Source organism: Candidatus Nitrospira allomarina, assembly GCF_032050975.1.
Taxonomy (GTDB): Bacteria; Nitrospirota; Nitrospiria; order Nitrospirales; family UBA8639; genus Nitrospira_E; species Nitrospira_E allomarina.
In genome coordinates, this window is sequence record NZ_CP116967.1 from 1,100,586 (window position 1) to 1,122,246 (window position 21,661).

The following is a 21,661-nucleotide window of genomic DNA, read 5'->3' on the forward strand; positions in this document are numbered from 1 at the left end:
GGAAGGATGAATCACTTGGTATCTAAATGGATACAGAATGTATCTCATCAGATACATGAAAAGGTAATGATGGAATTTTGATAGAACAGCAGGGGGATCTGGCGTATATGGAAAAGCCTGGACTGCCGGGCTCATACGGCGGGTCGGGTGATCTGATTATATCCTTGAGCAGGGGACGCGAAAGAGTTGTTTGTCTTCCAGGCGAAGGGCAACGAGTTCCCGTCCCCACACACATCCACCGTCGATCGCGAACACGCGTGGTCCTTCCACGACTCCTAAGGCTGACCAATGACCAAAAATAATGGTGTCCTCTTGTGTCGCTCGATCGGGAACTTGGAACCATGGGATAAACCCCGGAGGGGCCTCGTGGGGATGCCCCTTAAACGAGAACTCAGGAATTCCTTCTTTGGTGCAGACCCGCAGGCGTGTCAGGACATTGGTCGTGAGGCCTAACCGTTCGTCAAGGCTCAGGTGGGGGGAAAACACAATGGGTTTTCGAAAATAGATTGCCGGTAGGTGCTGGTGAAAATCATCATCCCGCAGGGCTTCCTCCACCTCACGAGTTAATTTCAGGACTTGGGATATGGACCAAAAAGGTAAGAGGCCGGCATGAATCAGGCAATATCCATTTTCGACGTGGGCAAGGGGTCGAAATCGCAACCAGGTGAGCAATTCATCCACATCGGGTGCCGAGAGTACCGGTTGTAAGGTGTCTTTTCGACTTAGAGTGGTGACCTTGGCCCACACCGCCAGAAGATGTAGGTCATGGTTGCCCAACACGGTGATGGCCGAGTCCTCTAGCTTCTTGATGAGGCGAAGCACTTCCAGGGAGGCCGGTCCTCGATTGACTAAGTCTCCAACGAACCAGAGACGATCGGATGACGGATTGAAGCGAATTTTTTCAATCAGACGGTGTAAGGCCTGAACGCATCCCTGTACATCTCCAATTGCATAAGTAGCCATCGTGAAAGATCCTCGGATGGTAAAAGAAATATCTTCTGGAAGAATACTCTAATTTAGCATTTTTTATCCGTCTTGGTGTCCCCGTCTTGTTACAATAGGCCGATGTTTGAAGGAGTCTTTGTATTTCAACCCTCTTCTTGGGAAGACCGGAATTGGGCAAGTCTCAGTGGACTGCCTTTAGAAGAGGTGTGGCTCCCGGTTGATGAGTCAGTTACCATATTCGGCTGGTTTGTTAACGCCGGACCGACCAAGCCTGTGCTTCTCTGGTGTCATGGGAATGCCGGTAATATTAGTCATCGATTAGACAATATCCGTCAGCTGTATCGGCGAGGATTATCTGTTTTCATCTTTGATTATCGTGGCTATGGCCGGAGCACCGGCACTCCTTCAGAGCCAGGCATGTATCAGGATGCCCTGGCCGCCTATGACTATGTCTTAAACCGACGTGGTATTGCCTCGAGCCGGATTGTCGTGTTTGGACGGTCTTTGGGCGCTTGTGTGGCCGGTGAAGTGGCCATTCTCCGGCCATCGGCCGGAGTCATTCTTGAGGGGGCATTTCCTTCTATCCAGGCTATGTCGGACCACCATTACTTAGGATTGCCCGCCCGATGGTTGCTAAATGCGAGCTTCAATCTGACTGAAAAGTTGGCCAAGCTCAGGCGTCCGCTATTGGTGATTCATGGCGAAAAGGACACCATTGTTCCGGTGGCACTGGGGCGGCAGGTCTATGATGCAGCACATGAGCCTAAGCAATGGTTTGTGGTAGTGGGTGCGGAACATAATGATGTGCCGTTTGTTGGGGGAACCTCCTATTTTCAAAAAATCACAAGCTTTGTTCAGACTTTAATCGAAGGGTCACCGTGATTGATGTAGTCCTGCTTGACCATCCTTTCGATCGATGGCTACCATCCTCTTCGTCTCGGACGAGTATGCCGGTGATGTCAAGATTTTTATGGGTTCTGTGGCGTATCTCTATCAAATTAATCGTTCTCCAGGTGGACTCCCCAAACTGCCCGTGCCCGAGGCGTGGATCACGTTCAAAGGGATGGATGGGGACCGACACCGGAATCGGGCATTGCATGGCGGCCCGGATCGGGCCTTATGCCTGTTCTCGTTTGAGGTCCTGGAGGCCTTACAGCAAGAGGGACACACCGTTCACCCTGGAGCCTCGGGAGAAAATTTCACCGTAGCCGGACTAAACTGGACACAGCTGAAACCAGGTGACCATCTGAAAATTGGAGAAGAGGTGCAGATCACACTGACAAGTTATTGTGAACCGTGTCGTCATAATGCGCAATGGTTTGTGAATGGCGACTTTTTTCGGATCTCGCACCTGCAACACCCCGGATGGAGCCGATTGTATGCTCGAGTCTTGTCCGAAGGCCGAGTACGGCAAGGTGATGGTGTGTGGGTCGTGACGTAGCCAAAAAAAAGGAATTTGAAATGATGGAACGGGTTCTCGAACCGGAAATTATGGATGATCCGGAGCAAGTTGAGGCCTATGCCCAGGCTGATTTTCAAGAAGAAAATCAGGGGTTTGTGGATACCTTTCTTCGACTCTATGAGGACCGTGATGGCCCTCATGTTGTGGATTTGGGGTGCGGCCCCGGTGATATCGCCATCCGCCTGGCCCGGAATCTTCCCACCTGTCGGATTACAGGAATTGATGCCTCCGTTCCCATGATCACCTGGGCGGAACAGGCGGTGAAGCAAGCCGGGTTAGCTCATCGAATAGAGTTTCTCTCCCAACGGTTTCAAGACGTCAGATTGGCTACTCCAGCTGACGCCGTGATGTCGAACAGTTTGGCCCACCATGTTCCTAATCCGTTACGATTTTGGTATGAGATAAAAAAATTGATCAAGCCCGGCGGTTTAGTGCTGGTCATGGACCTCCTTCGTCCGGATTCTCCCGAGGAAGCACAGGCGCTCGTTGACCAGTATGCGGCTCATGAACCAGAAAGATTACAGCAGGATTTCTTTCATTCCCTGTTAGCGGCCTTTACTGAGGATGAGGTGGCTGCCCACCTCGCTGAGCTTAATTTAAGCCGCTTGATGGTAGATGTCCCGGATGATCGGCATTGGATCGTGTACGGGCGTGTGTACTGACCTGGAAAGATCTTGACGCTTTAGACCCGTAAGTCTTAAAGTGCCTGTTCGGTTGGGGGATCGTCTAGGGGCAAGACATAAGATTTTGGATCTTAGAACCCAGGTTCGATTCCTGGTCCCCCAGCCAGTCAATTTCCTCTTTCCTTTTAGGCACATCACTTACTTCTTCAGTTTCCTTTATTTGCTTGCCGGACTCACTGGTCCAGGATTTGGGGCAAGTTTCTGACAACCTTACCTATGTTGATTGCCTCTTTAGAAACCGAGCCTGAGATGAGCATATCGAATTGTTGTGGGGCCATTCCGATGCTCAAGTGTTATTTTTAACGAATAGTCAGATTTACCATTCTCAGGACCAACGACTGAACCATCTACCGGTGGATAGCCCCGCAGCTAGGTCATCTAGGATGGGTATTCAATGTTCAGGATGAACTAAGACCTGGTACAGAAAAATTCTGTAGCTGCTTTACGGGCAATGAAAGTTTTAAATGTCTCGTTCTGAAAGGTTTACCTCCGGAAGGGGATCCTTACAGGATTGAATCCTCTCATTCTGTTGCGTATGAGCGTAAAAATTCGAATCAAAAGGATTGAGAAATTTTGCCCAGATTCTATTTCTTCTTTGGGCAAAGGTACCATCGGCGGTAGCGGCCCTAAACTATCAAGTAGCAACGCTGTGTGGCATATAAGCCGATAGCTATCGTGAATCAAATGGAAGTGGAAAAACCAAGGGATAAATTTTGACCCAAACCTGAGGATTAAATTTGTTTAGAAAGTTAGGCATAGTGTATTGGCGTTATTGACCCCAGGCATAGTGATAAGACAAAAGGACAAGTACTTGGAAAAAAATCAACGGATCTCTTGAAATATTCACCAAATTTCCGTGCTGACTTGGCTTTTCATAGATTACGTAAAAAGATATGTTCGCATGGTTAACACGGTTTATTGAGCATCACCCCCACCTCCATCGTTTTGCTCTTTATATTTGGAGGCTGTTTCCTCCACGGGTGGCAGGATTTTTTAAAGGGTTGCTTGCCAGAAGCTGGGTAGTGGGGGCAATAGCCGTCATGATCGACGAAAATTCATCCCCTCCGGAGGTGCTCTTAGTTGAGCACAGTTATCGGCCTAAAGGGGCATGGGGTCTTCCTGGCGGGTCTCTCGAATCGACTCCCGGAGATCCGACCAGGCCAAGCAATACTTCATCGCCTGACGATGTTATACAGGCAGCTCTTTGCAAGGAAATGTCCGAAGAACTCGGTATCGCCATTAGGGTGAACAGTCTCCTTAGGATTGATGCTATTCCTTATCTTCCGGAAGAACCCGGCCCCTTTCGATTGCACTTTTACTTCCGCTGTGCTCCACAGGACGGGTTCGCAATTTTCCGTGCGAGACTGAATTCCGGGCACATACGCCCCCGCTCTCCAGAGATCAAAAATATACGGTTCGTTCCTTTGCCTGAATTAAAAAAGTACGACATATTTTCAACCGATCTGAGATTTTTGAATGATGATCTTTCAAGGCTTGAGCCAGCCCTTGCTACATTAAAATCCGACTGACATTTAATTTTTGGATTGTGTGGAAATCTTGCGATGGAAATGTACAGGCTCAACCAGTTTTCAGGGAACCTGAATGTAAGGAAAATCATCGACCAAAAAACGTGTGTTTCCAAAGTGGGCTAACATGTGCATGGCAAGTGAACCAAAGGAGTCTCATTGGTAAAGGGGAGGGACTAAATTCAAATCTTCATTGGGTTTTCCCCACTAAGAATCCGCGTGATGTTGGAAGGATTTCACGGCAGGAAGCATTTAATGTTCGCACCAGAACAACAACCCATTTGGGATTGCTCTTCTTCAGCTCATGCTGGTGCAACCGATTCTCTTTACCTCACCGCTCAAAACAAAGAGCCATGCCCATGGGGCTCATACGTTCTGATACTCCAACGGCCTTTCCTTTTTTGATTCTCGCCACGAGAGGTCCCGAATAAATCCGGAATAGGAAGGATGTGTCCCTGTCATCCAGGAATTTAAAGAGAGTTCGATGGGGAATTCCTCCCCGCTTTTTCTTAATCCATGGAGTGTGACCGTTTTCCCGATGACATGAGATTCGCCTGTTGTCTGTAGCCGTTTCATGCCTTGGGTATGAGCTTCCCGGTAGCGACTGGGCATGATCAGTGTCAGTGGTTTTCCGAACATTTCCTCGGCGGTGTATTCAAACATCGATTCAGCAGCCTTATTCCAGGACATGATGCGGCCGGTGTGGTCGGCTAATACAATGGCATCAGTGGCTGCCTGAAAAACGGCTTGAAAGCGGATTTCGCTTTCATATAAGGCGTGCCGGGCGCGTTCCATTTTTTTTGCCAGGGCATAAGCCTTGAGTGCTTGACGCACCGTGGTTCTAATTTCTGAACGGTTGATGGGTTTATGGAGATAGGCAAAGGCGCCCTGTTCCTCAAGGGGGCCGGTCACATCATCGAGAGTGGTGTAACTCGACAAAATAATGATGGGAAGACCTGGCACCGCTTTTGTCATCTTCTCTAGAACGAGTAATCCATCCATGTCAGGGAGTTTGACGTCAAGGATTACCACACTAGGCGAGTGAAGTTTTACGCATTCCAATGCGGTGCCGCCTGTTGAAGCCACATTAATGTGATGCCCGTCGGCTTCCAAAAGGTCTCGTAAAGCCAGGACAATATCCTGTTCATCGTCGACAACGAGAATGGGGGAAGAGGAAGAAAATGGTATCGGGGATGCGTGTCCCATGGTTTGACCTCATGTCTGGGGTAATTACCCCTCAGCGCCGATGTTCCTGAGAGTGGGCTTATGATGTTTGAACACGCAATCTACGTACCAATTACGGTATATGTTGAATCGGTCCGGAGATAAGCCATTGGAAAAAATGTGATTTTGTGAAAATTTTGCAAGGAAAAGCTTCTGTGTTATTGATTTACTTATATGAAAAAATGAAATTTTGATATCTGTTTGGATACATACAATTATCCAAATGGATACACAACTCTGACCTGTATACTCTAGGAGATGGAACTTACCGACAACTGTGCTGGCGAATTTCCCCTGACTTTTCGCTCTGTTTCCTTTAATAGACCAAGTATCTGTCTCCAAACCTCCACATTCGGATTCCACCAGACGTTAAATTGAGAAGACCGCTGGCCCCATTCGGCTTCGTTCCCGGAATCGGCGTTTTTGCCATGTATGACAGAACCGTAATAAGTGGGATACGTATCCTGTGGGGTAGGGTGTGCATGGGAATCGATCCAGGAAACCTTTGCAGGTCCAGGGATTTTCGGCGAATTGGTTCGGCTCAATGAGTCATCCAGGGCAGGTTTGGCCTCGATGTGATGTGGCTTGAGTTCACCCATTGGTTATGGCACTCTCCACTGTTGATAAAACAAGAATTATGGCAGGTTCATGCGGAAATTGGGTGTGTGGCTATTTACTGGAATGAAAGCCTGGGATAATGCCCACGGCTCTCTTTCCTTGGGCTGTATATAGTTTCCTCATCCGCTCATTCCCATGAATGTTTAAGCGCTGGCGGATATGGTGAATTGGGAATGAACATGGATATCCCCATCCAGGAACGGTTAATTGTCGCACTTGATGTTCCCTCCTTAGAGGAGGCCCGTCAGTATGTGAAGGATTTAGAGGGTGCCGCCTGGTTTTATAAAATCGGCCTGGAATTATTTCTGGCGGTTAATGCGGATTTTATCAAGGAATTACGTGCACAAAATTGCCGGATCTTTTTAGATTTGAAGATGAATGACATTGATGAAACCGTACGCCGAGCGGTGAATCTGGCGGCGGATCTTGAAGTTGATTTTCTTACCATATTTGGAAATCATGCCACAGCCAAAGCTGCAGTGCTGGGTCGGGGCGCCGGGTCCATACAGATTTTGACCGTTCCGCTCCTGTCGAGTTGGGGGGAAAAGGATCTTCAAGATCTGGGGATGTTGAGTGTGCGACCAGGAGAGCCTGCACGTTTTCATTCTCTGGATGACTACGTCTTATGGCGAGCCGAAATGGCGATGGCCCAAGGGTGCGATGGTTTGATCGCCTCAGGAAAATATGTAGGAATTCTGAGAGAACGGTTTGGTGGGAAGGCGCTCATTGTCTCTCCAGGTGTGAGACCTGCCGGACAGAACACCCATGAACATCAACGTTCGTTAACTCCATTTGAAGCCATTCGAGCCGGGGCCGATTATTTAGTCGTCGGGAGACCTATTCGCGATGCGGACAATCGACGCAAAATGGCCGAAGTGATTCAAGAGGAAATTGCCTTGGCGGTCAAGGCTGGTTCGAAAGAGCGGACATTGGCTGGAGAAAGATAGGTGGCGACATCTCATGAGTTTTGAAGGAACCAAAGTGGCCCTTCATTAAATTTCCTGCACGTTTTTTCCCTTCCTTAATTTTAGGAAAATGTCTAACCTTTCTCACGCTCCCTTTTGTCTCTAGGGGGCTTGCCGTACTCCCTGAATGGCCAACTGTTGATACGCATCCTCTGCTATTGAGCAATTTCGACTGTATAGTGACGTCTTGGTGCACCGGACCGTGACGCACCGTTTTTCCGGATATCACAGGAGGAGCGATCGGGATAGCCAGTGGACCCCTCCCCGATATTCGTTTTCCCGGTATCCCCTATTTCTTCTTGTTGATGAGGAGGGGCGTGACCATTAATCCCGGGATTGTTATGATGGGGCCGGATGATCGGGAAATACGAGGGATTGGTTCCGGTGGCCATGAGCGGCGAACAATCCTGTGAGCGAAACAACATCCTGGGTCATCGATGCGGAAGTATGATGCGCCGGAGTAACTCGAGGAGAGGTGAAAATCCAAGGGGATTCTGGCTTGGAAAGTCATGGTTCAAACACCTCTAAGGCAGAAAGCTCCCAATACATCTTCGAATAAATTCCAGGGGCACGCACACGGTTCTGCACGGTAGGACATAATGGAGGAATATATGACGATGCGAAGGGAATGGTTGCAAATCCTCATTGTGCAAGACCGTCCTGATCAATTGGAAGTGCTCGTCCATGTTCTAGGTGAGGAAGGCTATCAGGTGGTAGGGGCCAGGACGGCCGCGGAAGCTTCGGAATATGCGAAATGTGGAAGCTTTGCGGTCGCAGTGGTCGATGTGCAGACGCCGGATGTTTCCGAAGTGTCATTGCTTTCTCTTCTTAGGACGAACAATGCAGAGATTCAGATGATCCTGAGTCAGGCCTTTGCTAGTCTGGATTCAGCTAAAGATGCCATTGGTGAGAGGGCTGTTGCTTATCTTAAACGGGAAGCGTCCACATCAGAATTGCTGAGTACTCTCCGTCGAACGTTCCGCGACCAACTGACGGAATACACAAAGGGACTGGAGATCGCGCTGGCGGAGCGGGATGAACGATTTCGGCAACTTGTGGACCATATAAAAGAAGTTTTTTGGGTCTTTGCCCCTGACCAGTCTGAGATCTGGTATATCAGCCCTCAATATGAAACCGTCTGGGGTCGGAGCTGTGCCAGTCTTTTGGAAAATCCTCAAAGCCTATGGAATGCGATTCATCATCTCGATCAACCTCGATTTCACAAACCCCAATTTGCACCGGATGTGCATGGGGTTCAGGGAGAATGCCGGATTGTAAGACCGGATAACTCCATGCGGTGGGTGCGAATACAAACGGTTCCTATTCGAAAAGCAAATGGAGATTTACTAAGTCTTGCGGGGGTGGCCGAGGATATTACAGAGCGGAAGCGCGTGGAAGAGGCGCTGACGAAAACCGAGCGTCAATTTCGACAATCAAGCCGCATGGAAGCGATTGGGACGTTGGCAGGCGGCATCGCCCATGATTTTAATAATATTTTAACGGCAATTTTGGGCTATACCGAATTGGCCTTGGCTACCGTGCCAAAGGAAAGCCGTACTCAACGAAATTTGCAGGAAGTGCTGACCGCGGGGCATCGAGCCAAACACTTGGTGCTTCAAATTTTGACTTTTAGTCGTCAAGCCGGTCAGGGGAAGAAACCCACCCCTTTCCACATGGTCATCCGGGAAGCTCTAAAACTCTTACGATCCACGATTCCCACGACCATTGAGATCCGTCAAGTATTGAACACGGAGGCCACCATTCTTGCGGATCCAACCCAAATGCATCAGATCATTATCAATCTATGCACCAATGCCGAATATGCTATGCGGGAACACGGCGGGATTTTGACGGTCTCCCTGGAAGATCTGGAGGTGACAGAGGAACTCACCGGAGCAATTTCGGGATTACATATTGGTCCGCATGTTCGGTTGACGGTGAAAGATACCGGTTTGGGCATGACTCCTGAGGTACTTGAACGGCTCTTTGACCCTTTCTTTACCACCAAGCCGATAGGCGAGGGGTCTGGTATGGGGATGGCCGTGGTGCATGGAATCATTACGGGTCACAAAGGGGCTATTGTCGTTGATAGTATTGTAAACAAGGGGACGACGATCGATGTGTACCTCCCGACTGTTCCGACCCAGGCCTTAGAACCTGTGTATGATCAAAAAGCCATTCCGACTGGGAAAGAATCAGTGTTATTTGTAGATGATGAAGAGACGATTGTGCGTCTAGGGAAGGAACTTCTCACGCAACTGGGATATACCGTGGAAGTCCACACGAGTTCCATCGAAGCTCTGAGGACATTTAGGCAAGACCCTCATCGTTTTGATCTCGTAATTACTGACCAGACGATGCCAGGATTAACCGGTGAGGCTTTATCCCGTGAGCTTCTGCGAATTCGCCCGGATCTCCCCATCATATTGTGTACAGGGTTCAGTCATGTGATCTCTGCGGAACGAGCGAAGGCATTGGGTATTCAGGGCTATTTAATGAAGCCATTGGCGATCCGGGACCTGGTTCCGATTATTCGCCACGTCCTAGACAAAACATCTTCGTCCTTAGCCGAGTCTTGAGATATCGGAAAAGGTATAAATGGGGAAGGTACGGTTCTTTGAGTTTGTGGCAGGTCATAAAAATGCCCTCTAAGTGCAGGCCATTGCGGGATGGCTATTCAATAATCATGAATCTCAAAAACGGATAATCTATTGTTGGTGTCCTGTTTGACAGTCGAGATGTTGTCAGTTTGACCCAAACCGTAATTTTATAAAGGATTCAACGTTGGTCGCACAGTCCGTGATGTGTCATTTCCTGCGGAAGAGGGAGATGACCATCAGGAGTAAGGCGTGGAAAGAGACAAAGTTATGGCAAACATTCTTGTTGTGGATGATGATCGGCAGGTTTGTGATCTGTTGAAGCAAGCCCTAGAAAACCAGGGATATACTGTGGACTGTGCCTCAAACGGAGTCGAAGGCATCAAGGAATATCGCAACCACCCTGCCGATCTCATTATTTTAGATATTCTTATGCCCGAAAAGGAGGGGCTTGAAACCATATTGGATTTGCGGCGTGAATTTCCTCAGGTAAAAATTATTGCCATGTCGGGCGGAAGTGAGCGAGCCAAACTCGATCTATTGGACCTCGCTCGCCGGTTAGGGGCTCAACACACCATCGATAAGCCTTTCCAATTGCACGCCATTACGGACCTCGTGACGCAAGCTCTGCACGAAAATTAGACAAGGTTTATCTGTTTGTAACACCAGCAATGCTGTATTTTCGGACTCAACCTGATGCCGTGTTTATTCCGTTTGTGAGTCAGGCGCTTAACTACGAACTTCAAGCCGTACGGCGTGTCGCATCTCACAATGATACCGACGCCTGGTTAGTGGAGTATCCGGCCGTCGGGATGTTGTTTACGCCCTATAGTGCCCTCATCACGCTTGAGGAATTGCTGATTGCCCATGAGGCATCGATGGTCTATCGATTGACGGACTATCATTGGCTTCTACTATACGAAAGCCTTAAAAATTATTGTCTCTGGCACAACGATCAGGTTCATGATGAATCGTTGTCATTTGCCATGTTGGGGGGATATCGGTTTGGGCTAGTGGAATTCGACACAATGACGGATCGGTATTTCTGGGATCATGAATTTATGGAACTATTGTACGCTGATATGGATGAATCAGATTGCTGTCTATGCGGAGACCACACTGATAGGTCTGAAGTTGATCTCTCGTATGGTTTACGTCCGCATCCCGACAAGCTCAAATTAATCCCTGTGGAGGAGCCCGCCTGGCGCATTCCGGAACCCGAAGAATGTGGTCAGTGGCGTCTTCCATAAGGCCGAATCATCAAGACAAGTGAAGTGGCGTAAAGTTCATCAGGAGAACTCATGGAAAAACCAGCAGACGTTCAATTTCACATTCATGACCTGTTGCGTCGGCGCTGGAGTCCAAGGGCGTTTGCCGATCAACCGGTCGAGCGAGAGAAAATCCAAAGCTTGTTGGAAGCAGCACGATGGGCTTCGTCCTGTTTTAACGAACAGCCCTGGGTCTTTATTCTTGCGACAAGCGAGCACCCCGAAAACCATCAGAAGCTTCTGAGTTGTCTGGTGGAGGGAAATCAAATCTGGGCGAAACGCGCTCCACTCCTTCTGCTCACGGTGGCAAAACTCCATTTTGATCATAATGGACAGGTCAACCGCCATGCCTATCATGATGTCGGATTGGCCGTAGGAAATCTGGTCATGCAAGCTACAGCCATGGACCTGGTGGTCCATCAAATGGCCGGGATCCTTCCTCACACCATTCGCGAACGCTATGCTTTTCCTGCCGGCCATGAAGCCGTAACCGGAATCGCCATCGGGTACCAGGGGGATGCATCTACCCTCCCGGTCCCGCTTCGTGAACGGGAATTGGCACCACGGTCTCGCAAGTCTTTGAGGGAGTTTGTGTTTTCCGAGACCTGGGGACGAAACCCGGAAGAATTGTAACCCATTAAATACCACGCGACACGTATATCGGAGCGATCCACCCCGGTTCTCACGTTCCTGGACTGCTTTCGTTGCACATCGGAAGCAGTGAGTTCTCTCTGTATGCCCACGGGAGCATGTCTCATAAAAGCCAGATCTGTGTTCTGTGAAAGGGTAAGACGAAAAGAAAACGGGATGGTACACTTGACCGGAGGAAACGAAGGCCTATTCAACAATAACGGAGGGGAAATGATTCTATGATTACGGCCATAGGCGATGTGTTACGGCGGTGTTATGAGCGCGGGTGGATTACAACCCGGGATGGAAATTGTAGCCTCCGGCGCGCGAAGAGTGTGTATCTGTACGTCACTCCCTCAGGCTGGCGAAAGACGATTGTCCACCCTGAGCATATGGTCAAAATTAAGTTCGTAGACGGGAAGTTGCAGGTTGCTCCCGGAACCAATCCTTCCGGTGAACTGCATATGCATTATCTCTTGACCAGAGGGATGAATCGAACTCGTGCGGTGGTACATGTGCATCCTACCCATGTGGTCGGAGCGATCTATCGAGGATTCGATCTCCAGAAAATCTGCAAAGACTTTCCCGAGATTTACCGCTATACCCGGATTGGCCCAACGGTGCCAGCCCTTCCTGCCATCAGTAGCGAACTTGGAGAAGCGACGGCTAAGGCCTTAGGTGTCACAGAAACCAATCCGGCAGGCGATTACGATATTGTTGGTCAGGCCAATCACGGAGTCTGCTCGATGGCTTCCGATCCCTGGTCGGCGTATGAGCATATCGAACGGTTGGATCATATATGCGAAATTGTCCTGGCCAGTGGCGTCTTGCCCTGACAGGATGGTGAAAATGGCCATCAGCTTTGTTCTCGCCTCACTTAGGAACTCAACGTACATGAGTACGTTTCGTCCCTTCGATTGCTGCGGCCGTGCTGAATGGCCATTTTGACTATCCTGCCAACTGGTCGTTTCCGCTCCGTTGTCTCGGTACGTCCCAAAACAGATTTAAAACTCTCAGAATTTCCTCTCCACAGTGGGAGAGGGAGAGCGAAATTCGCTTGCCCCTGGGCATTATCGATTGTTCTAGGTGATTTCATCCATTTTTAAGTATTTTCACCCTTCATCTTTTTCTGTAAATACATAGTTTTCTCTTACAGTTCGTGTGTTGGGATGTTTTAATCCCAGGGCTTCTTCCAAAATGTTGAGGCGTGCTGGTAGAGCGGCTCGGCGCCGGGGTATTTCCCTTGGCTGCGATAGAGACCCGGCAATTTGTTTAGGCTGGTGGCGACATCAGGATGTGTGGGCCCCAAGGCCTGTTCTCGAATGGCTAAGGCGAGCTTTATTTTTATGGGAATGGGAGATGAAAACTTTCATATGGGTTTTGAGGCCGATAACCGCTGGATGGGTAAGGTATGCTCTGTAAGAGGTGAAACTTTTTGAATGGCCTTTGAGCATCACAGGAATTTTCAAAATGTTCAAGAGGTTTTTGTGAATGGGCTGCCAGGTCCATCCTGTGGAGGTTGTTTTAATTGGGTTCGTTCTTCCCTAACGTATTGCTGGAACACGATGGAAAGGCTATCATTTCTTTGGAAATCCAACCGTTGGTTCATTTTTTTCGCTCCTTTATCGATTTATTCATAGAAAGGATTCTGCATGGCTCAAAAGAAATCTGTTCGTCGCGTGGCTTTAAAGCCATCTTCGAAGAAATCATCTGTAACCAAAAAAAAGACCGTGACTTCTCAATCTGCTGCAACGAAAAAACAGGTAAAAGCCAGCACCGCGTTGGGAAAGAAAAAGGCTGCCTCAAAACGAACATCCGGTAAAAAGACGGTTGGCTCTAAAAAAGCTGTGACAACGAAAGCCAAACCGACTTCTTCAAAAGGTGGGTCTGCCACAAAACCTGCATTGAAGAAGACCACCACAAAGAAGAACGTGGTGAAAGCGGTTACCAAGCCCACAGCCAAAAGGCCCGCTGCTCCTAAATCGCCGACTCTCAAGAAGAAGGATTCGGTGGTGAAGAAAACAATCGATGCACCACAGCCCTCTGTTTCGAAATCTGTGGCCACCAGGGAAGAGCATTCGGTTTCCCAAAAGAAGAATGTGCCGGCACAAGTGAAGAATCCACAGGCCCCGACACCTGGTCGGTCAGTTCCATCCCCTACCCGTTCAGCCGAGACGAAAACCGGAGGAGAATCCCTCTCTCCCATGGAACGCTATAATCTGGGTGGCCTTTTTGTCTGCGCGATTGAACGAGCGAACGATCCCGAGTTCAAGCGGCTTCGTGCCGTGTTTCGTCATTTGGATCTTCCCTCGCAAGAAAAAGATAACCTTCTTCGCTTGTCGCAAGGGTTCACGATTCCCAAATTGTTTGCGGATGGCGTGGAAGGGGACAAAGTCAGTCAGATTCTGAGGGATTTCATCCGGTTTGCGTTGGCGGAGGGGGGATATGAGAAAAAATGGCGGGATGAAATCAGACAGGTTGGGGTGTGGTTGGGCTACTTCCCCCAGCAGTTCGAACAAATTGAACAGAAAGTTTTGGCGAAACGGTAGTGTGGTCCCGGCTACCCGAGATCGCGGCGGCCTTCGATGGATTTGAGTAGGGTGACCTCATCGGCATATTCGATATCCATGCCGACCGGAATGCCATAGGCGATACGGGAGACCTTGACCCCCAAGGGTTTTAATCGCTTGGTCAGGTAAATGGCGGTAGCCTCTCCTTCAATCGTGGGGTTGGTGGCCACGATGACTTCCTTGAATGCTCCATTTTGGACCCGGTTTTCCAGGTCATGGGTGCGGATATCTGCGGGTCCGATGCCGTCCAGTGGAGAGAGCGCTCCATAGAGCACGTGATAGAGGCCTCGAAAGGCCCGGCTTTGTTCGATCGCATACAGGGTGCTGGGTTCTTCCACCACGAGGATGGTCGTGGAGTCACGTTTCGGGTCCAGGCAAATCTCACAGAGCGGGCCTTCGGCAATATTCCGGCATTGGGTACAGAAGGAGACCCCTTCTTTCACATCACGAATAGCATCGGCCAGCCGTAATGCCTCTTCTTTTTCCGTCTTCATGAGATGAAAGGCCAATCGTTGAGCCGTTTTTTGCCCAATGCCTGGCAATCGTACGAGTTCCCGGCTGAGGCGAGCGACCAGCCCTTGAGGTTGGCCATTGGCTCTGGTGTGTTTGGTCGGAGTGGTTTCCAGCATGATAAACCTCGCTTGGTAAATTAGAACATGCCGGGAATGCCCATCCCTCCGGTGAGGGATTTCATTTCTTCGGCCATCAGCTCTTTCGCCTTTCGCAACGCTTCATTGGAGGCGGCGACGATTAAGTCTTGTAACATGTCATGGTCGCCGGATTTCAAAACTTCCGGATCGATGGTCAGCTTGGTTAATTGCATGGCGCCGTTAGCTTGCACGGTCACCATCCCGCCTCCGGCTGACGCCTCGACGGTTTTCGTGGCAGCCTCCTCTTGAATCTTTCCCATTTTTTCCTGCATGGCCTGGGCTTGCTTTAAGAGATTGCCCATGTTGGAGAATGGATTTTTAGACATTAACGTACCTCCTCGTTTTGCGGGGTTCTTTCTGCCGATACGACTTCTCCCCCAAATAGTTCCAATGCTTGTTTCACCAGTGGGTGGGCTTTCACGTTTTCAATGAGATCCTGGTCCTGCTCAAGTTTTTTTTTTGCTCGTAATTCCCCGGTTGACGGCGGGTAAGCTTGGCCATCTTGAAATTCAATGACTTGGACTTTTATCGGCCGACCGGCGAATTCCTCACATATTTGACCAATCAGCACGCGGTTTTCGGGTTTGTCCGTCCTCCAGCGAGCAATCGAATCTTTTTTGGAATAACCCAGGACGACGGAGTCTGCTGTCATGGTTACGACACTCCCCTTCTCCAGGAAGCTCCCGATATTAGGATGGTCATTAATCATGCGCTCAACGACGAGTTCCCAGTTTAATGTCACGGGTGGGCCCGACGAAGGTTGAGCAGCCGTTTTGGGAGAGGCCACCGAGGTTTCGCTGTTGGCAGATGAGGCCGTTGTCGGTATCGACTTTTTCGCACCTGGTGGTGTTGAGGAAGGAAACATCGTTGTGGCACCGCCACCGGGCCTGGGACGGGTCTGGCTTGGAGGAGTCACCGGTTTATCCGCAGGCGCTTGGACTTTAACAGGGTGTGCGGGAGGCGGAGTCGAGGCAACGGGTGTCAATACCTTTGCTTGTAGGACGGATGCTTGAGGGGGTGCGCCGGCCTTCTGTTCAATCATGGCGGAGTGTACTGTCACAGGATCAAGCATCGCTGCGCGTACCACGGCGGCTTCAATTAGAAACCGTGGATGGGAGCTTCCTCGAAGACTGTCCTCTGTTCTGGAAAAAATGGCAAAAAGGGCCTGTAAATAGGGCTCGGAGAGTTGTTGAGCTTGCGAGATGGTCTGATCAACCTCCTCGTCTCCTAATTCAAGAAGGGTTTGCACTTGTGAGCGTGATGGTACCACACAAGCCACCAGTAGATTGCGGCATCGCTCTAACAGTTCCCGGCAATACACCCGGACATCAAAACCCTGGTCGACCAACTGCCCCACGAGAGCCATTGTTTGGGCGGCCTGGTGCCCCAGGATGGCGTCAATCATGAGTCGGACGAGTTCGTCGGGCACGGACCCAATCAACATTTCCAAATCGCCATGCTGGATGCGTTCTCCACCGAAGGAAACGGCTTGATCCAGGAGGCTCAACGCGTCTCGCATACTGCCTTCACTGGCTCGAGCCAGTGCCGATAAGCTTCGATCCTCCACAGTCACTCCCGTTTGGGTGGCGATGTGGCGAAGTTGCGTGATGATTTCTAAGCGGGAAATGCGTCGAAAGGTGAAGTGCTGACAGCGTGAAAGTATAGTGGCAGGAATTTTATGAACTTCAGTTGTCGCAAAAATAAAGACGGAATGACTCGGGGGTTCCTCCAGTGTTTTAAGCAGGGCGTTAAAAGCCGAGTTGGACAGCATGTGGACTTCGTCGATGATGTAGACACGGTAGGTGCCATGAAATGGTGCAAATTTAACGTTTTCACGCAGTTCACGGACATCGTCCACGCCAGTATTCGACGCTCCGTCAATCTCGATGACATCCACCGAATTGCCTCGGGTGATTTCGACGCAACTTGGGCAGGTTCCACAGGGATGGCTGGTGGGACCCTGTTCACAGTTAAGGGATTTGGCCAGGATGCGCGCGACAGTGGTTTTGCCGACTCCTCGCATGCCGGAGAAAACATAGGCATGGGCGACCCGTCTGCGGTCGATTGCATTGGTGAGTGTTTGCACGACATGGGACTGCCCCAGGACTTCCTGAAAATTGGTCGGGCGGTATTTCCGTGCGGAAACTTGAAATTCCATAATTCGCGTTAATCACGAAAAGAGCGGTTCGTTGGAGTACCCTCGAAGACTGACGTCCGGTACCAATGCACGGAGAGCCAGCCGATAAAGTTAGTCGGGGCCAGGTGATCCTGCGGCACACAGACTAGCCCGCGTACCGTTGCTTCCTTCCGGACCTGGCGGGGTTTGCAGGATTCTGTCGCACAGGGCCCAGCCCCTAAATGCAGTCTCGATGGTCCATCGCCTCACGAATCGGTGAAAATCATCGTTTGAGGATATCAGCGATCCTCACGTCGGACCAAATATGGCGGAGAGGGTGGGTTTCGAACCCACGGTACCATTGCTGGCACACGTGATTTCCAGTCACGCCGATTCGGCCACTCTCGCACCTCTCCGCGAATGGGTATCTACGTTGCGGCGACTGAACCTCTGAAGCCGTTTGTCTTTTGGAGGGGATCTGTTCATCCCATCTTCGTTATCTTTTTCACCGGGGATCTGTTTGGTGAAAGATTGCCATCTTACCATGGGGGTCTGAGGGCGACAAGCAAGCAGAGGGAATACTGATGAGTAGGACGAGGAAGGGATAGGGAGAGGACGCCCATCCTGTTTCCGGCCATTCAAAACTTCACGTTTCATGCCTTCCCTTTATCATAAGGTTCGGGATTGGAACATTCGTTGGCGTCGTGAGGATCGATGCAGGGCGGAAAACAAATGGCCTCGAAAGAAGAGCATGAAAACGGTCACAATGGGAGTGAGTCCGAGGACGATAACAAAACTCATGTCGGAGGACATCCCTAACAAAGAGAGCCACTCAGATAACACGGAAAAAGGCAGCGTGATGAGGTGCCAGAAGTCCAACCCCCCCCGCCGTCCCGCCTGGCTGGACATTTCAAAGAAAAATGACAGGCCGAATGGGCCGAAGACGAGGGCCACAGGCAAAAACCATTCGATCCAATTTTCAACGACAAAATCATAACTTTCCCGAACAACCTCGAGGGCGGATCCGTTCCGGCTCTGGTAAATTACTTCAGGTACGGGATTCAGTAAGACGAAAATTAAGAAAAATACGGCGGTGCTGATCAACGGTTGGTAGGGATTGGTTTGAAGTCCCATTTCGAGGAATAACAATGGAAACCAGACCATAAATCCAACAGAAATGACCTCCCAAAAATATTGCCCCATACTTGGGAGGATATCCGGCCAACTCACACGACGTGCGCCCAGGACGGCCTGTTCGGTCAGGCTAAGGGTGGATCCAATGACAAGGGCATTGAGGGCACCCAGGATAAATCCTCCGATCATACCAAGCGGAGCGATGAGAGAGGTGACAAGCACGAGGCCTAAGGCAAAGGCGAGGAGGACCGGAATCAGGATCCAAGCGCGTGTGAAGGATTGGATCGAGGCGAGTAGCGCTTGATGGTACAGCCGAACTGTGGCCTGGAAGAAACTCTGCATGAGGCGAGGGAATGCTCCGCAGTTCTTAATCTTTGCTTGGCGGAGGGGATTGGATATTAATGATGTCCTGTTGTCGCTGATCCCGGTCCTGCCTGATTTTTTGTAGCCGACTAGGACGATTCCAGGTCCACCATTTGACGTGATCCGCAAAAGTGGGTGAGGGAGGGGTTGCGGACCCTACCGGTGACTCTTGAAAGTCATACCCTTGATATTTATCTTTTTTATCCAGAAATTTCTGGTAAATATCGTGATAGAGCTGTTTTAAGGTCATAGAGTGGTACCTTACCCAACTCACTCGAGTCGATCAAGAGGGAAAATCCATAGAAAGGTTGGGAAAGCAGGTGTGTGGTGTTTGTTCCCCATGATAATGCGCATGTGGTCATTAGTCTGTTCTAATCTTCTAATTGTGGGTATAGTTTGGCTGGTGAGGGGGTTTTTACACTTCACCCCATACTAATCGAGTAGCATTATTACTTGATGAGGGGGAGATGAAGCATCCGATCGGGTTAAGAAGGTGGACCATTGAATCGTTCATAATATCTCCCTCCGACCAACTCGGAATGTAGGTAAGGCGCTTCCGGGAGGACTATTTTTGCTACCTGAATTTTAGGATGGCCTGAAGGAGATGGACGTTTTATAATAGGGAGGCTTGGTCGAGTGCAGCGGTCTTGTTTCCCCTGAAGATTCCAGGGAAGAAAACCTCTTTCAAATTCAATGGAATGAGGAGAAAACGGTTGCGGGCGAGAGTGGCGGAACTGGCAGACGCGCGAGACTTAGGATCTCGTGGGTGACCGTGGGGGTTCAAGTCCCCCCTCTCGCACCATTTCTTAACATCTATATTCTTTATTGTGTTTTTTTACAAGGATGAATGCTCTTATGAAGTTAGAAATGACAGAGCTCGGGCCGGTGAAACGGTCGTTAAAAATTGAAGTTCCCGAAGAAGCCGTCAAAAGCGAATTTCAAAAGGTGTATGCCCAGTTGAGGCGTCAAGCCAAAATCCCTGGGTTTCGTCCCGGGAAAGCGCCGATCGCGTTATTAGAAAAACGGTATGCCGATCTTGTTGAGCAAGATGTCGTGCAGCGGCTGGTGCCTGATTATTACCAACGAGCGGTGAAGGAAGCCGGGGTGGTCCCTATCCTAGTTGATATTCCCCCCCTGGAACGAATGAAAGTGAAGTCCAATAGCCCATTTACCTTTACGGCTACTGTGGAAATAAAGCCCACTATTCAATTAGGGGATTATCGACCACCGAATCCTATTTCCTTGAAACGGGATGCCCGAACGGTTACAGATGATCAGGTTGAAAAGGCTCTTCAAAGCCTACGGGAGCAGCATGCCGAGCTTGACGTGGTTCCGGAGGGAACTCCTCTTCGTGAAGGATTGCATGCGGTGTTGTCTATCGAGGGGTTTGTAGAGGACCAGCCATTGGAAGGAACTCAGAAAAAAGGGCATCTTCTGCACATTGGGTCCAAGTCGCCGATTCTGGGTGTGGAGTTAGATGAGTATCTCATCGGAAAACAGGCCGGTGACACGATTGATATTCCGCAAACCTTTCCCGCCAATCATCCTGATGCTCACCTTGCCGGAAAGACGATGGTCCTCAAGGTGACGATTGATGCGGTGAAAGAGCAGAAACTCCCGGAACTGGATGATGAATTCGCCAAGGATTGCGGCGACTACGATTCACTGGAGCATCTCAAAACCACCATCAACACCCAATTGGATAATTTCCTGAAACAGGATCTTGAAGAAGGGTATAAAGATCAGGTGATTGAACGCTTGTTGCAGATGCACCACTTTGAAATTCCCGAGGTCCTGATTGAACGTGAGCTTCAGACGCTTATCCGACAAAAAATGCTGAAGGACCACCGCCATGCTCATCGTGAAGATGACGTGGAAGAACCCTTGAGATTACAAGAAGAGGCTAAGCGCCTCCAACAAGAATTGCATCCGGAAGCTAAACGGCGTGTGAAGCTGAGTTTAATTCTGGATGCGATCGTTCAGAAGGAAGGCCTTCATGTCACTGAAGATGAAGTGAACGCCGAAATTCAAAAACTGGCCTCCTCTTTAAAACTCCCGGTTGGTGAAATTCAACGCATGGTCGAGGCTGGGGGGCAGGGTGCTCAGGAGGAGTTCCGCGAGCGGATGAAAGCGGAAAAAGCCTTGCAGTTCGTTTATCAAAATGCGGTCATTCAGGGTTAACAAGTCGTTCCACCCTGCTGAATACACCTGTTCTGATATCTGTATTTGATACCTATTTACAACACGAGGAGGTCTCAGGGAATGCTCATTCCGATGGTTATTGAACAAACGAATCGTGGTGAACGGTCATATGATATTTACTCACGTCTTTTGAAAGACCGGATCATCTTTATCGGAGCCCCGATTGATGATGTGTTCGCGAATGTTGTTATTGCACAGCTGTTGTTCTTGGAATCCGAAGACCCGGAAAAGGACATTCATCTGTATATCAATTCGCCTGGGGGAAGTGTGACGGCCGGAATGGGAATCTATGATACGATGCAATATGTGAGGTCGCCCATCAACACGATCTGCCTAGGTCAGGCGGCGAGCATGGGAGCCTTGTTGTTAACCTCAGGGACAAAAGGTAAGCGTTTTGCTCTTCCCAATGCACGCGTGATGATTCATCAACCTATGGGAGGATTTCAGGGCCAAGCGACGGAGATTGATATTCATGCCCGCGAGATTTTAAAAATCCGCGAAAAATTGAATGAAATTATGGCCTATCATACAGGGCAGCCTCTGGATAGAATCTCTCAAGATACCGAACGGGATTATTTTTTGTCGGGGGAAGAAGCCAAAGCGTACGGGTTAATTGATGAGGTCATCATCCGAAGTCAGGAAAAGGGGCACAAAGACGACCCCAAGTCAGGTTCAAAAAGTAAGGATTAAGGGCAAAGGAGGCATTTC

General features: G+C 49.7%; 23 protein-coding genes, 3 tRNA genes and 1 other RNA gene. 15 read left to right on the plus strand and 12 right to left on the minus strand.

From position 1 onward, the window contains the following. Positions 1-156: 156 nt before the first annotated feature. Complete coding sequence (locus tag PP769_RS04785) at positions 157-963, minus strand: symmetrical bis(5'-nucleosyl)-tetraphosphatase (protein ID WP_312645756.1); 807 nt, start codon at positions 961-963, stop codon at positions 157-159. Between the two features lie 102 nt (positions 964-1,065). Here PP769_RS04785 and PP769_RS04790 point away from each other — a divergent pair, with 102 nt between their 5' ends. The 5 genes from PP769_RS04790 (at position 1,066) to PP769_RS04810 (ending at position 4,619) form a co-directional block, all read left to right on the plus strand. After that, on the plus strand, positions 1,066-1,827 hold the full coding sequence (locus PP769_RS04790; RefSeq protein ID WP_312645758.1) for an alpha/beta hydrolase: 762 nt from the start codon (positions 1,066-1,068) through the stop codon (positions 1,825-1,827). A 34-nt stretch (positions 1,828-1,861) separates the two neighbouring features. Next, the gene (locus PP769_RS04795) at positions 1,862-2,386 is read left to right on the plus strand and encodes an MOSC domain-containing protein (protein ID WP_312645759.1); all 525 of its coding nucleotides are present in this window, start codon (positions 1,862-1,864) and stop codon (positions 2,384-2,386) included. After that, positions 2,371-3,069 (plus strand): class I SAM-dependent methyltransferase, encoded by a 699-nt coding sequence (locus tag PP769_RS04800; protein ID WP_312645761.1) that lies wholly within the window; start codon positions 2,371-2,373, stop codon positions 3,067-3,069. The genes PP769_RS04795 and PP769_RS04800 overlap by 16 nt, the downstream gene beginning before the upstream one ends. Positions 3,070-3,122: 53 nt before the next feature. After that, positions 3,123-3,196, plus strand: a tRNA-Gln gene (locus PP769_RS04805). A gap of 787 nt (positions 3,197-3,983) precedes the next feature. Next, positions 3,984-4,619, plus strand: a complete 636-nt coding sequence (locus PP769_RS04810) for an NUDIX hydrolase (RefSeq protein WP_312645764.1) — start codon at positions 3,984-3,986, stop codon at positions 4,617-4,619. Positions 4,620-4,982: 363 nt separating this feature from the next. Here the strand turns inward: PP769_RS04810 and PP769_RS04815 are convergent, their stop codons facing one another. After that, entirely contained in the window at positions 4,983-5,822 is an 840-nt protein-coding gene (locus PP769_RS04815) for a PAS domain S-box protein (RefSeq protein WP_312645766.1), read from the minus strand. Positions 5,823-6,637: 815 nt separating this feature from the next. On the opposite strand from PP769_RS04815, the gene pyrF reads away from it, so the two are divergent. Then, positions 6,638-7,405: an orotidine-5'-phosphate decarboxylase gene (gene pyrF, locus PP769_RS04820; protein ID WP_312645767.1), complete on the plus strand. Its 768-nt coding sequence runs from the start codon at positions 6,638-6,640 to the stop codon at positions 7,403-7,405. A gap of 173 nt (positions 7,406-7,578) precedes the next feature. On the opposite strand, the gene PP769_RS04825 is transcribed toward pyrF, so the two are convergent. Continuing rightward, positions 7,579-7,815 carry a hypothetical protein gene (locus tag PP769_RS04825; RefSeq protein WP_312645768.1) on the minus strand — a complete coding sequence of 79 codons (237 nt, stop codon included), beginning with the start codon at positions 7,813-7,815 and terminating at the stop codon, positions 7,579-7,581. Between the two features lie 219 nt (positions 7,816-8,034). On the opposite strand from PP769_RS04825, the gene PP769_RS04830 reads away from it, so the two are divergent. From PP769_RS04830 to PP769_RS04850, 5 genes are all read left to right on the plus strand, one after another. Then, a complete protein-coding gene (locus tag PP769_RS04830; protein ID WP_312645769.1) occupies positions 8,035-10,002 on the plus strand; it encodes a hybrid sensor histidine kinase/response regulator in 1,968 nt (655 codons plus the stop codon). A gap of 288 nt (positions 10,003-10,290) precedes the next feature. Continuing rightward, complete coding sequence (locus PP769_RS04835) at positions 10,291-10,662, plus strand: response regulator (protein WP_312645771.1); 372 nt, start codon at positions 10,291-10,293, stop codon at positions 10,660-10,662. A 29-nt stretch (positions 10,663-10,691) separates the two neighbouring features. Then, complete coding sequence (locus PP769_RS04840) at positions 10,692-11,270, plus strand: hypothetical protein (protein ID WP_312645772.1); 579 nt, start codon at positions 10,692-10,694, stop codon at positions 11,268-11,270. A gap of 51 nt (positions 11,271-11,321) precedes the next feature. Further along, positions 11,322-11,921 carry a nitroreductase family protein gene (locus PP769_RS04845; protein ID WP_312645774.1) on the plus strand — a complete coding sequence of 200 codons (600 nt, stop codon included), beginning with the start codon at positions 11,322-11,324 and terminating at the stop codon, positions 11,919-11,921. Positions 11,922-12,157: 236 nt separating this feature from the next. Continuing rightward, positions 12,158-12,754 (plus strand): class II aldolase/adducin family protein, encoded by a 597-nt coding sequence (locus PP769_RS04850; protein ID WP_312645776.1) that lies wholly within the window; start codon positions 12,158-12,160, stop codon positions 12,752-12,754. Between the two features lie 338 nt (positions 12,755-13,092). Here the strand turns inward: PP769_RS04850 and PP769_RS19710 are convergent, their stop codons facing one another. Together PP769_RS19710 and PP769_RS04855 are read right to left on the minus strand one after the other, a co-directional pair. Continuing rightward, entirely contained in the window at positions 13,093-13,272 is a 180-nt protein-coding gene (locus tag PP769_RS19710; RefSeq protein WP_376753422.1) for a tetratricopeptide repeat protein, read from the minus strand. 384 nt (positions 13,273-13,656) lie between these two features. Then, entirely contained in the window at positions 13,657-13,983 is a 327-nt protein-coding gene (locus PP769_RS04855) for a hypothetical protein (RefSeq protein ID WP_312645778.1), read from the minus strand. A gap of 46 nt (positions 13,984-14,029) precedes the next feature. Between PP769_RS04855 and PP769_RS04860 the strand changes: the two genes are divergently transcribed. Further along, positions 14,030-14,467 carry a hypothetical protein gene (locus tag PP769_RS04860; RefSeq protein ID WP_312645780.1) on the plus strand — a complete coding sequence of 146 codons (438 nt, stop codon included), beginning with the start codon at positions 14,030-14,032 and terminating at the stop codon, positions 14,465-14,467. Between the two features lie 11 nt (positions 14,468-14,478). Here PP769_RS04860 and recR read toward each other — a convergent pair whose 3' ends face one another. From recR to PP769_RS04895, 7 genes are all read right to left on the minus strand, one after another. After that, positions 14,479-15,117, minus strand: a complete 639-nt coding sequence (gene recR, locus PP769_RS04865; RefSeq protein ID WP_312645782.1) for a recombination mediator RecR — start codon at positions 15,115-15,117, stop codon at positions 14,479-14,481. Positions 15,118-15,137: 20 nt separating this feature from the next. Then, the gene (locus PP769_RS04870) at positions 15,138-15,464 is read right to left on the minus strand and encodes a YbaB/EbfC family nucleoid-associated protein (protein ID WP_312645783.1); all 327 of its coding nucleotides are present in this window, start codon (positions 15,462-15,464) and stop codon (positions 15,138-15,140) included. Next, a complete protein-coding gene (gene dnaX, locus PP769_RS04875) occupies positions 15,464-17,296 on the minus strand; it encodes a DNA polymerase III subunit gamma/tau (protein ID WP_312645784.1) in 1,833 nt (610 codons plus the stop codon). The genes PP769_RS04870 and dnaX overlap by 1 nt, the downstream gene beginning before the upstream one ends. 95 nt (positions 17,297-17,391) lie before the next feature. Further along, an RNA gene (gene ffs, locus PP769_RS04880) (signal recognition particle sRNA small type) lies at positions 17,392-17,491 on the minus strand. Positions 17,492-17,580: 89 nt separating this feature from the next. After that, positions 17,581-17,670: transfer RNA gene (locus PP769_RS04885), tRNA-Ser, on the minus strand. Between the two features lie 253 nt (positions 17,671-17,923). Then, the gene (locus tag PP769_RS04890) at positions 17,924-18,730 is read right to left on the minus strand and encodes a hypothetical protein (protein ID WP_312645786.1); all 807 of its coding nucleotides are present in this window, start codon (positions 18,728-18,730) and stop codon (positions 17,924-17,926) included. Between the two features lie 25 nt (positions 18,731-18,755). Beyond that, complete coding sequence (locus tag PP769_RS04895; protein ID WP_312645788.1) at positions 18,756-19,001, minus strand: hypothetical protein; 246 nt, start codon at positions 18,999-19,001, stop codon at positions 18,756-18,758. A 469-nt stretch (positions 19,002-19,470) separates the two neighbouring features. Between PP769_RS04895 and PP769_RS04900 the strand changes: the two genes are divergently transcribed. The 3 genes from PP769_RS04900 to clpP all read left to right on the plus strand — a co-directional run bounded on the left by PP769_RS04900 (position 19,471) and on the right by clpP (position 21,643). Further along, a tRNA-Leu gene (locus tag PP769_RS04900) sits at positions 19,471-19,553 on the plus strand. A 53-nt stretch (positions 19,554-19,606) separates the two neighbouring features. Further along, positions 19,607-20,932, plus strand: a complete 1,326-nt coding sequence (gene tig, locus PP769_RS04905; RefSeq protein ID WP_312645790.1) for a trigger factor — start codon at positions 19,607-19,609, stop codon at positions 20,930-20,932. Positions 20,933-21,013: 81 nt separating this feature from the next. Further along, positions 21,014-21,643 (plus strand): ATP-dependent Clp endopeptidase proteolytic subunit ClpP, encoded by a 630-nt coding sequence (clpP, locus tag PP769_RS04910; RefSeq protein WP_312645791.1) that lies wholly within the window; start codon positions 21,014-21,016, stop codon positions 21,641-21,643. The last annotated feature ends 18 nt before the right edge of the window (positions 21,644-21,661 follow it).

What these genes read in the sequence shown, in the direction of transcription:
- PP769_RS04785 (WP_312645756.1), bottom strand. Translation starts at nt 963, where the DNA reads ATGGCTACTTATGCAATTGGAGATGTACAGGGATGCGTTCAGGCCTTA.
- PP769_RS04790 (WP_312645758.1), top strand. Translation starts at nt 1,066, where the DNA reads ATGTTTGAAGGAGTCTTTGTATTTCAACCCTCTTCTTGGGAAGACCGG.
- PP769_RS04795 (WP_312645759.1), top strand. Translation starts at nt 1,862, where the DNA reads ATGGCTACCATCCTCTTCGTCTCGGACGAGTATGCCGGTGATGTCAAG.
- PP769_RS04810 (WP_312645764.1), top strand. Translation starts at nt 3,984, where the DNA reads ATGTTCGCATGGTTAACACGGTTTATTGAGCATCACCCCCACCTCCAT.
- PP769_RS04815 (WP_312645766.1), bottom strand. Translation starts at nt 5,822, where the DNA reads ATGGGACACGCATCCCCGATACCATTTTCTTCCTCTTCCCCCATTCTC.
- pyrF (WP_312645767.1), top strand. Translation starts at nt 6,638, where the DNA reads ATGGATATCCCCATCCAGGAACGGTTAATTGTCGCACTTGATGTTCCC.
- PP769_RS04825 (WP_312645768.1), bottom strand. Translation starts at nt 7,815, where the DNA reads ATGGCCACCGGAACCAATCCCTCGTATTTCCCGATCATCCGGCCCCAT.
- PP769_RS04830 (WP_312645769.1), top strand. Translation starts at nt 8,035, where the DNA reads ATGACGATGCGAAGGGAATGGTTGCAAATCCTCATTGTGCAAGACCGT.
- PP769_RS04835 (WP_312645771.1), top strand. Translation starts at nt 10,291, where the DNA reads ATGGCAAACATTCTTGTTGTGGATGATGATCGGCAGGTTTGTGATCTG.
- PP769_RS04840 (WP_312645772.1), top strand. Translation starts at nt 10,692, where the DNA reads ATGCTGTATTTTCGGACTCAACCTGATGCCGTGTTTATTCCGTTTGTG.
- PP769_RS04845 (WP_312645774.1), top strand. Translation starts at nt 11,322, where the DNA reads ATGGAAAAACCAGCAGACGTTCAATTTCACATTCATGACCTGTTGCGT.
- PP769_RS04850 (WP_312645776.1), top strand. Translation starts at nt 12,158, where the DNA reads ATGATTACGGCCATAGGCGATGTGTTACGGCGGTGTTATGAGCGCGGG.
- recR (WP_312645782.1), bottom strand. Translation starts at nt 15,117, where the DNA reads ATGCTGGAAACCACTCCGACCAAACACACCAGAGCCAATGGCCAACCT.
- PP769_RS04870 (WP_312645783.1), bottom strand. Translation starts at nt 15,464, where the DNA reads ATGTCTAAAAATCCATTCTCCAACATGGGCAATCTCTTAAAGCAAGCC.
- dnaX (WP_312645784.1), bottom strand. Translation starts at nt 17,296, where the DNA reads ATGGAATTTCAAGTTTCCGCACGGAAATACCGCCCGACCAATTTTCAG.
- PP769_RS04890 (WP_312645786.1), bottom strand. Translation starts at nt 18,730, where the DNA reads ATGCAGAGTTTCTTCCAGGCCACAGTTCGGCTGTACCATCAAGCGCTA.
- PP769_RS04895 (WP_312645788.1), bottom strand. Translation starts at nt 19,001, where the DNA reads ATGACCTTAAAACAGCTCTATCACGATATTTACCAGAAATTTCTGGAT.
- tig (WP_312645790.1), top strand. Translation starts at nt 19,607, where the DNA reads ATGAAGTTAGAAATGACAGAGCTCGGGCCGGTGAAACGGTCGTTAAAA.
- clpP (WP_312645791.1), top strand. Translation starts at nt 21,014, where the DNA reads ATGCTCATTCCGATGGTTATTGAACAAACGAATCGTGGTGAACGGTCA.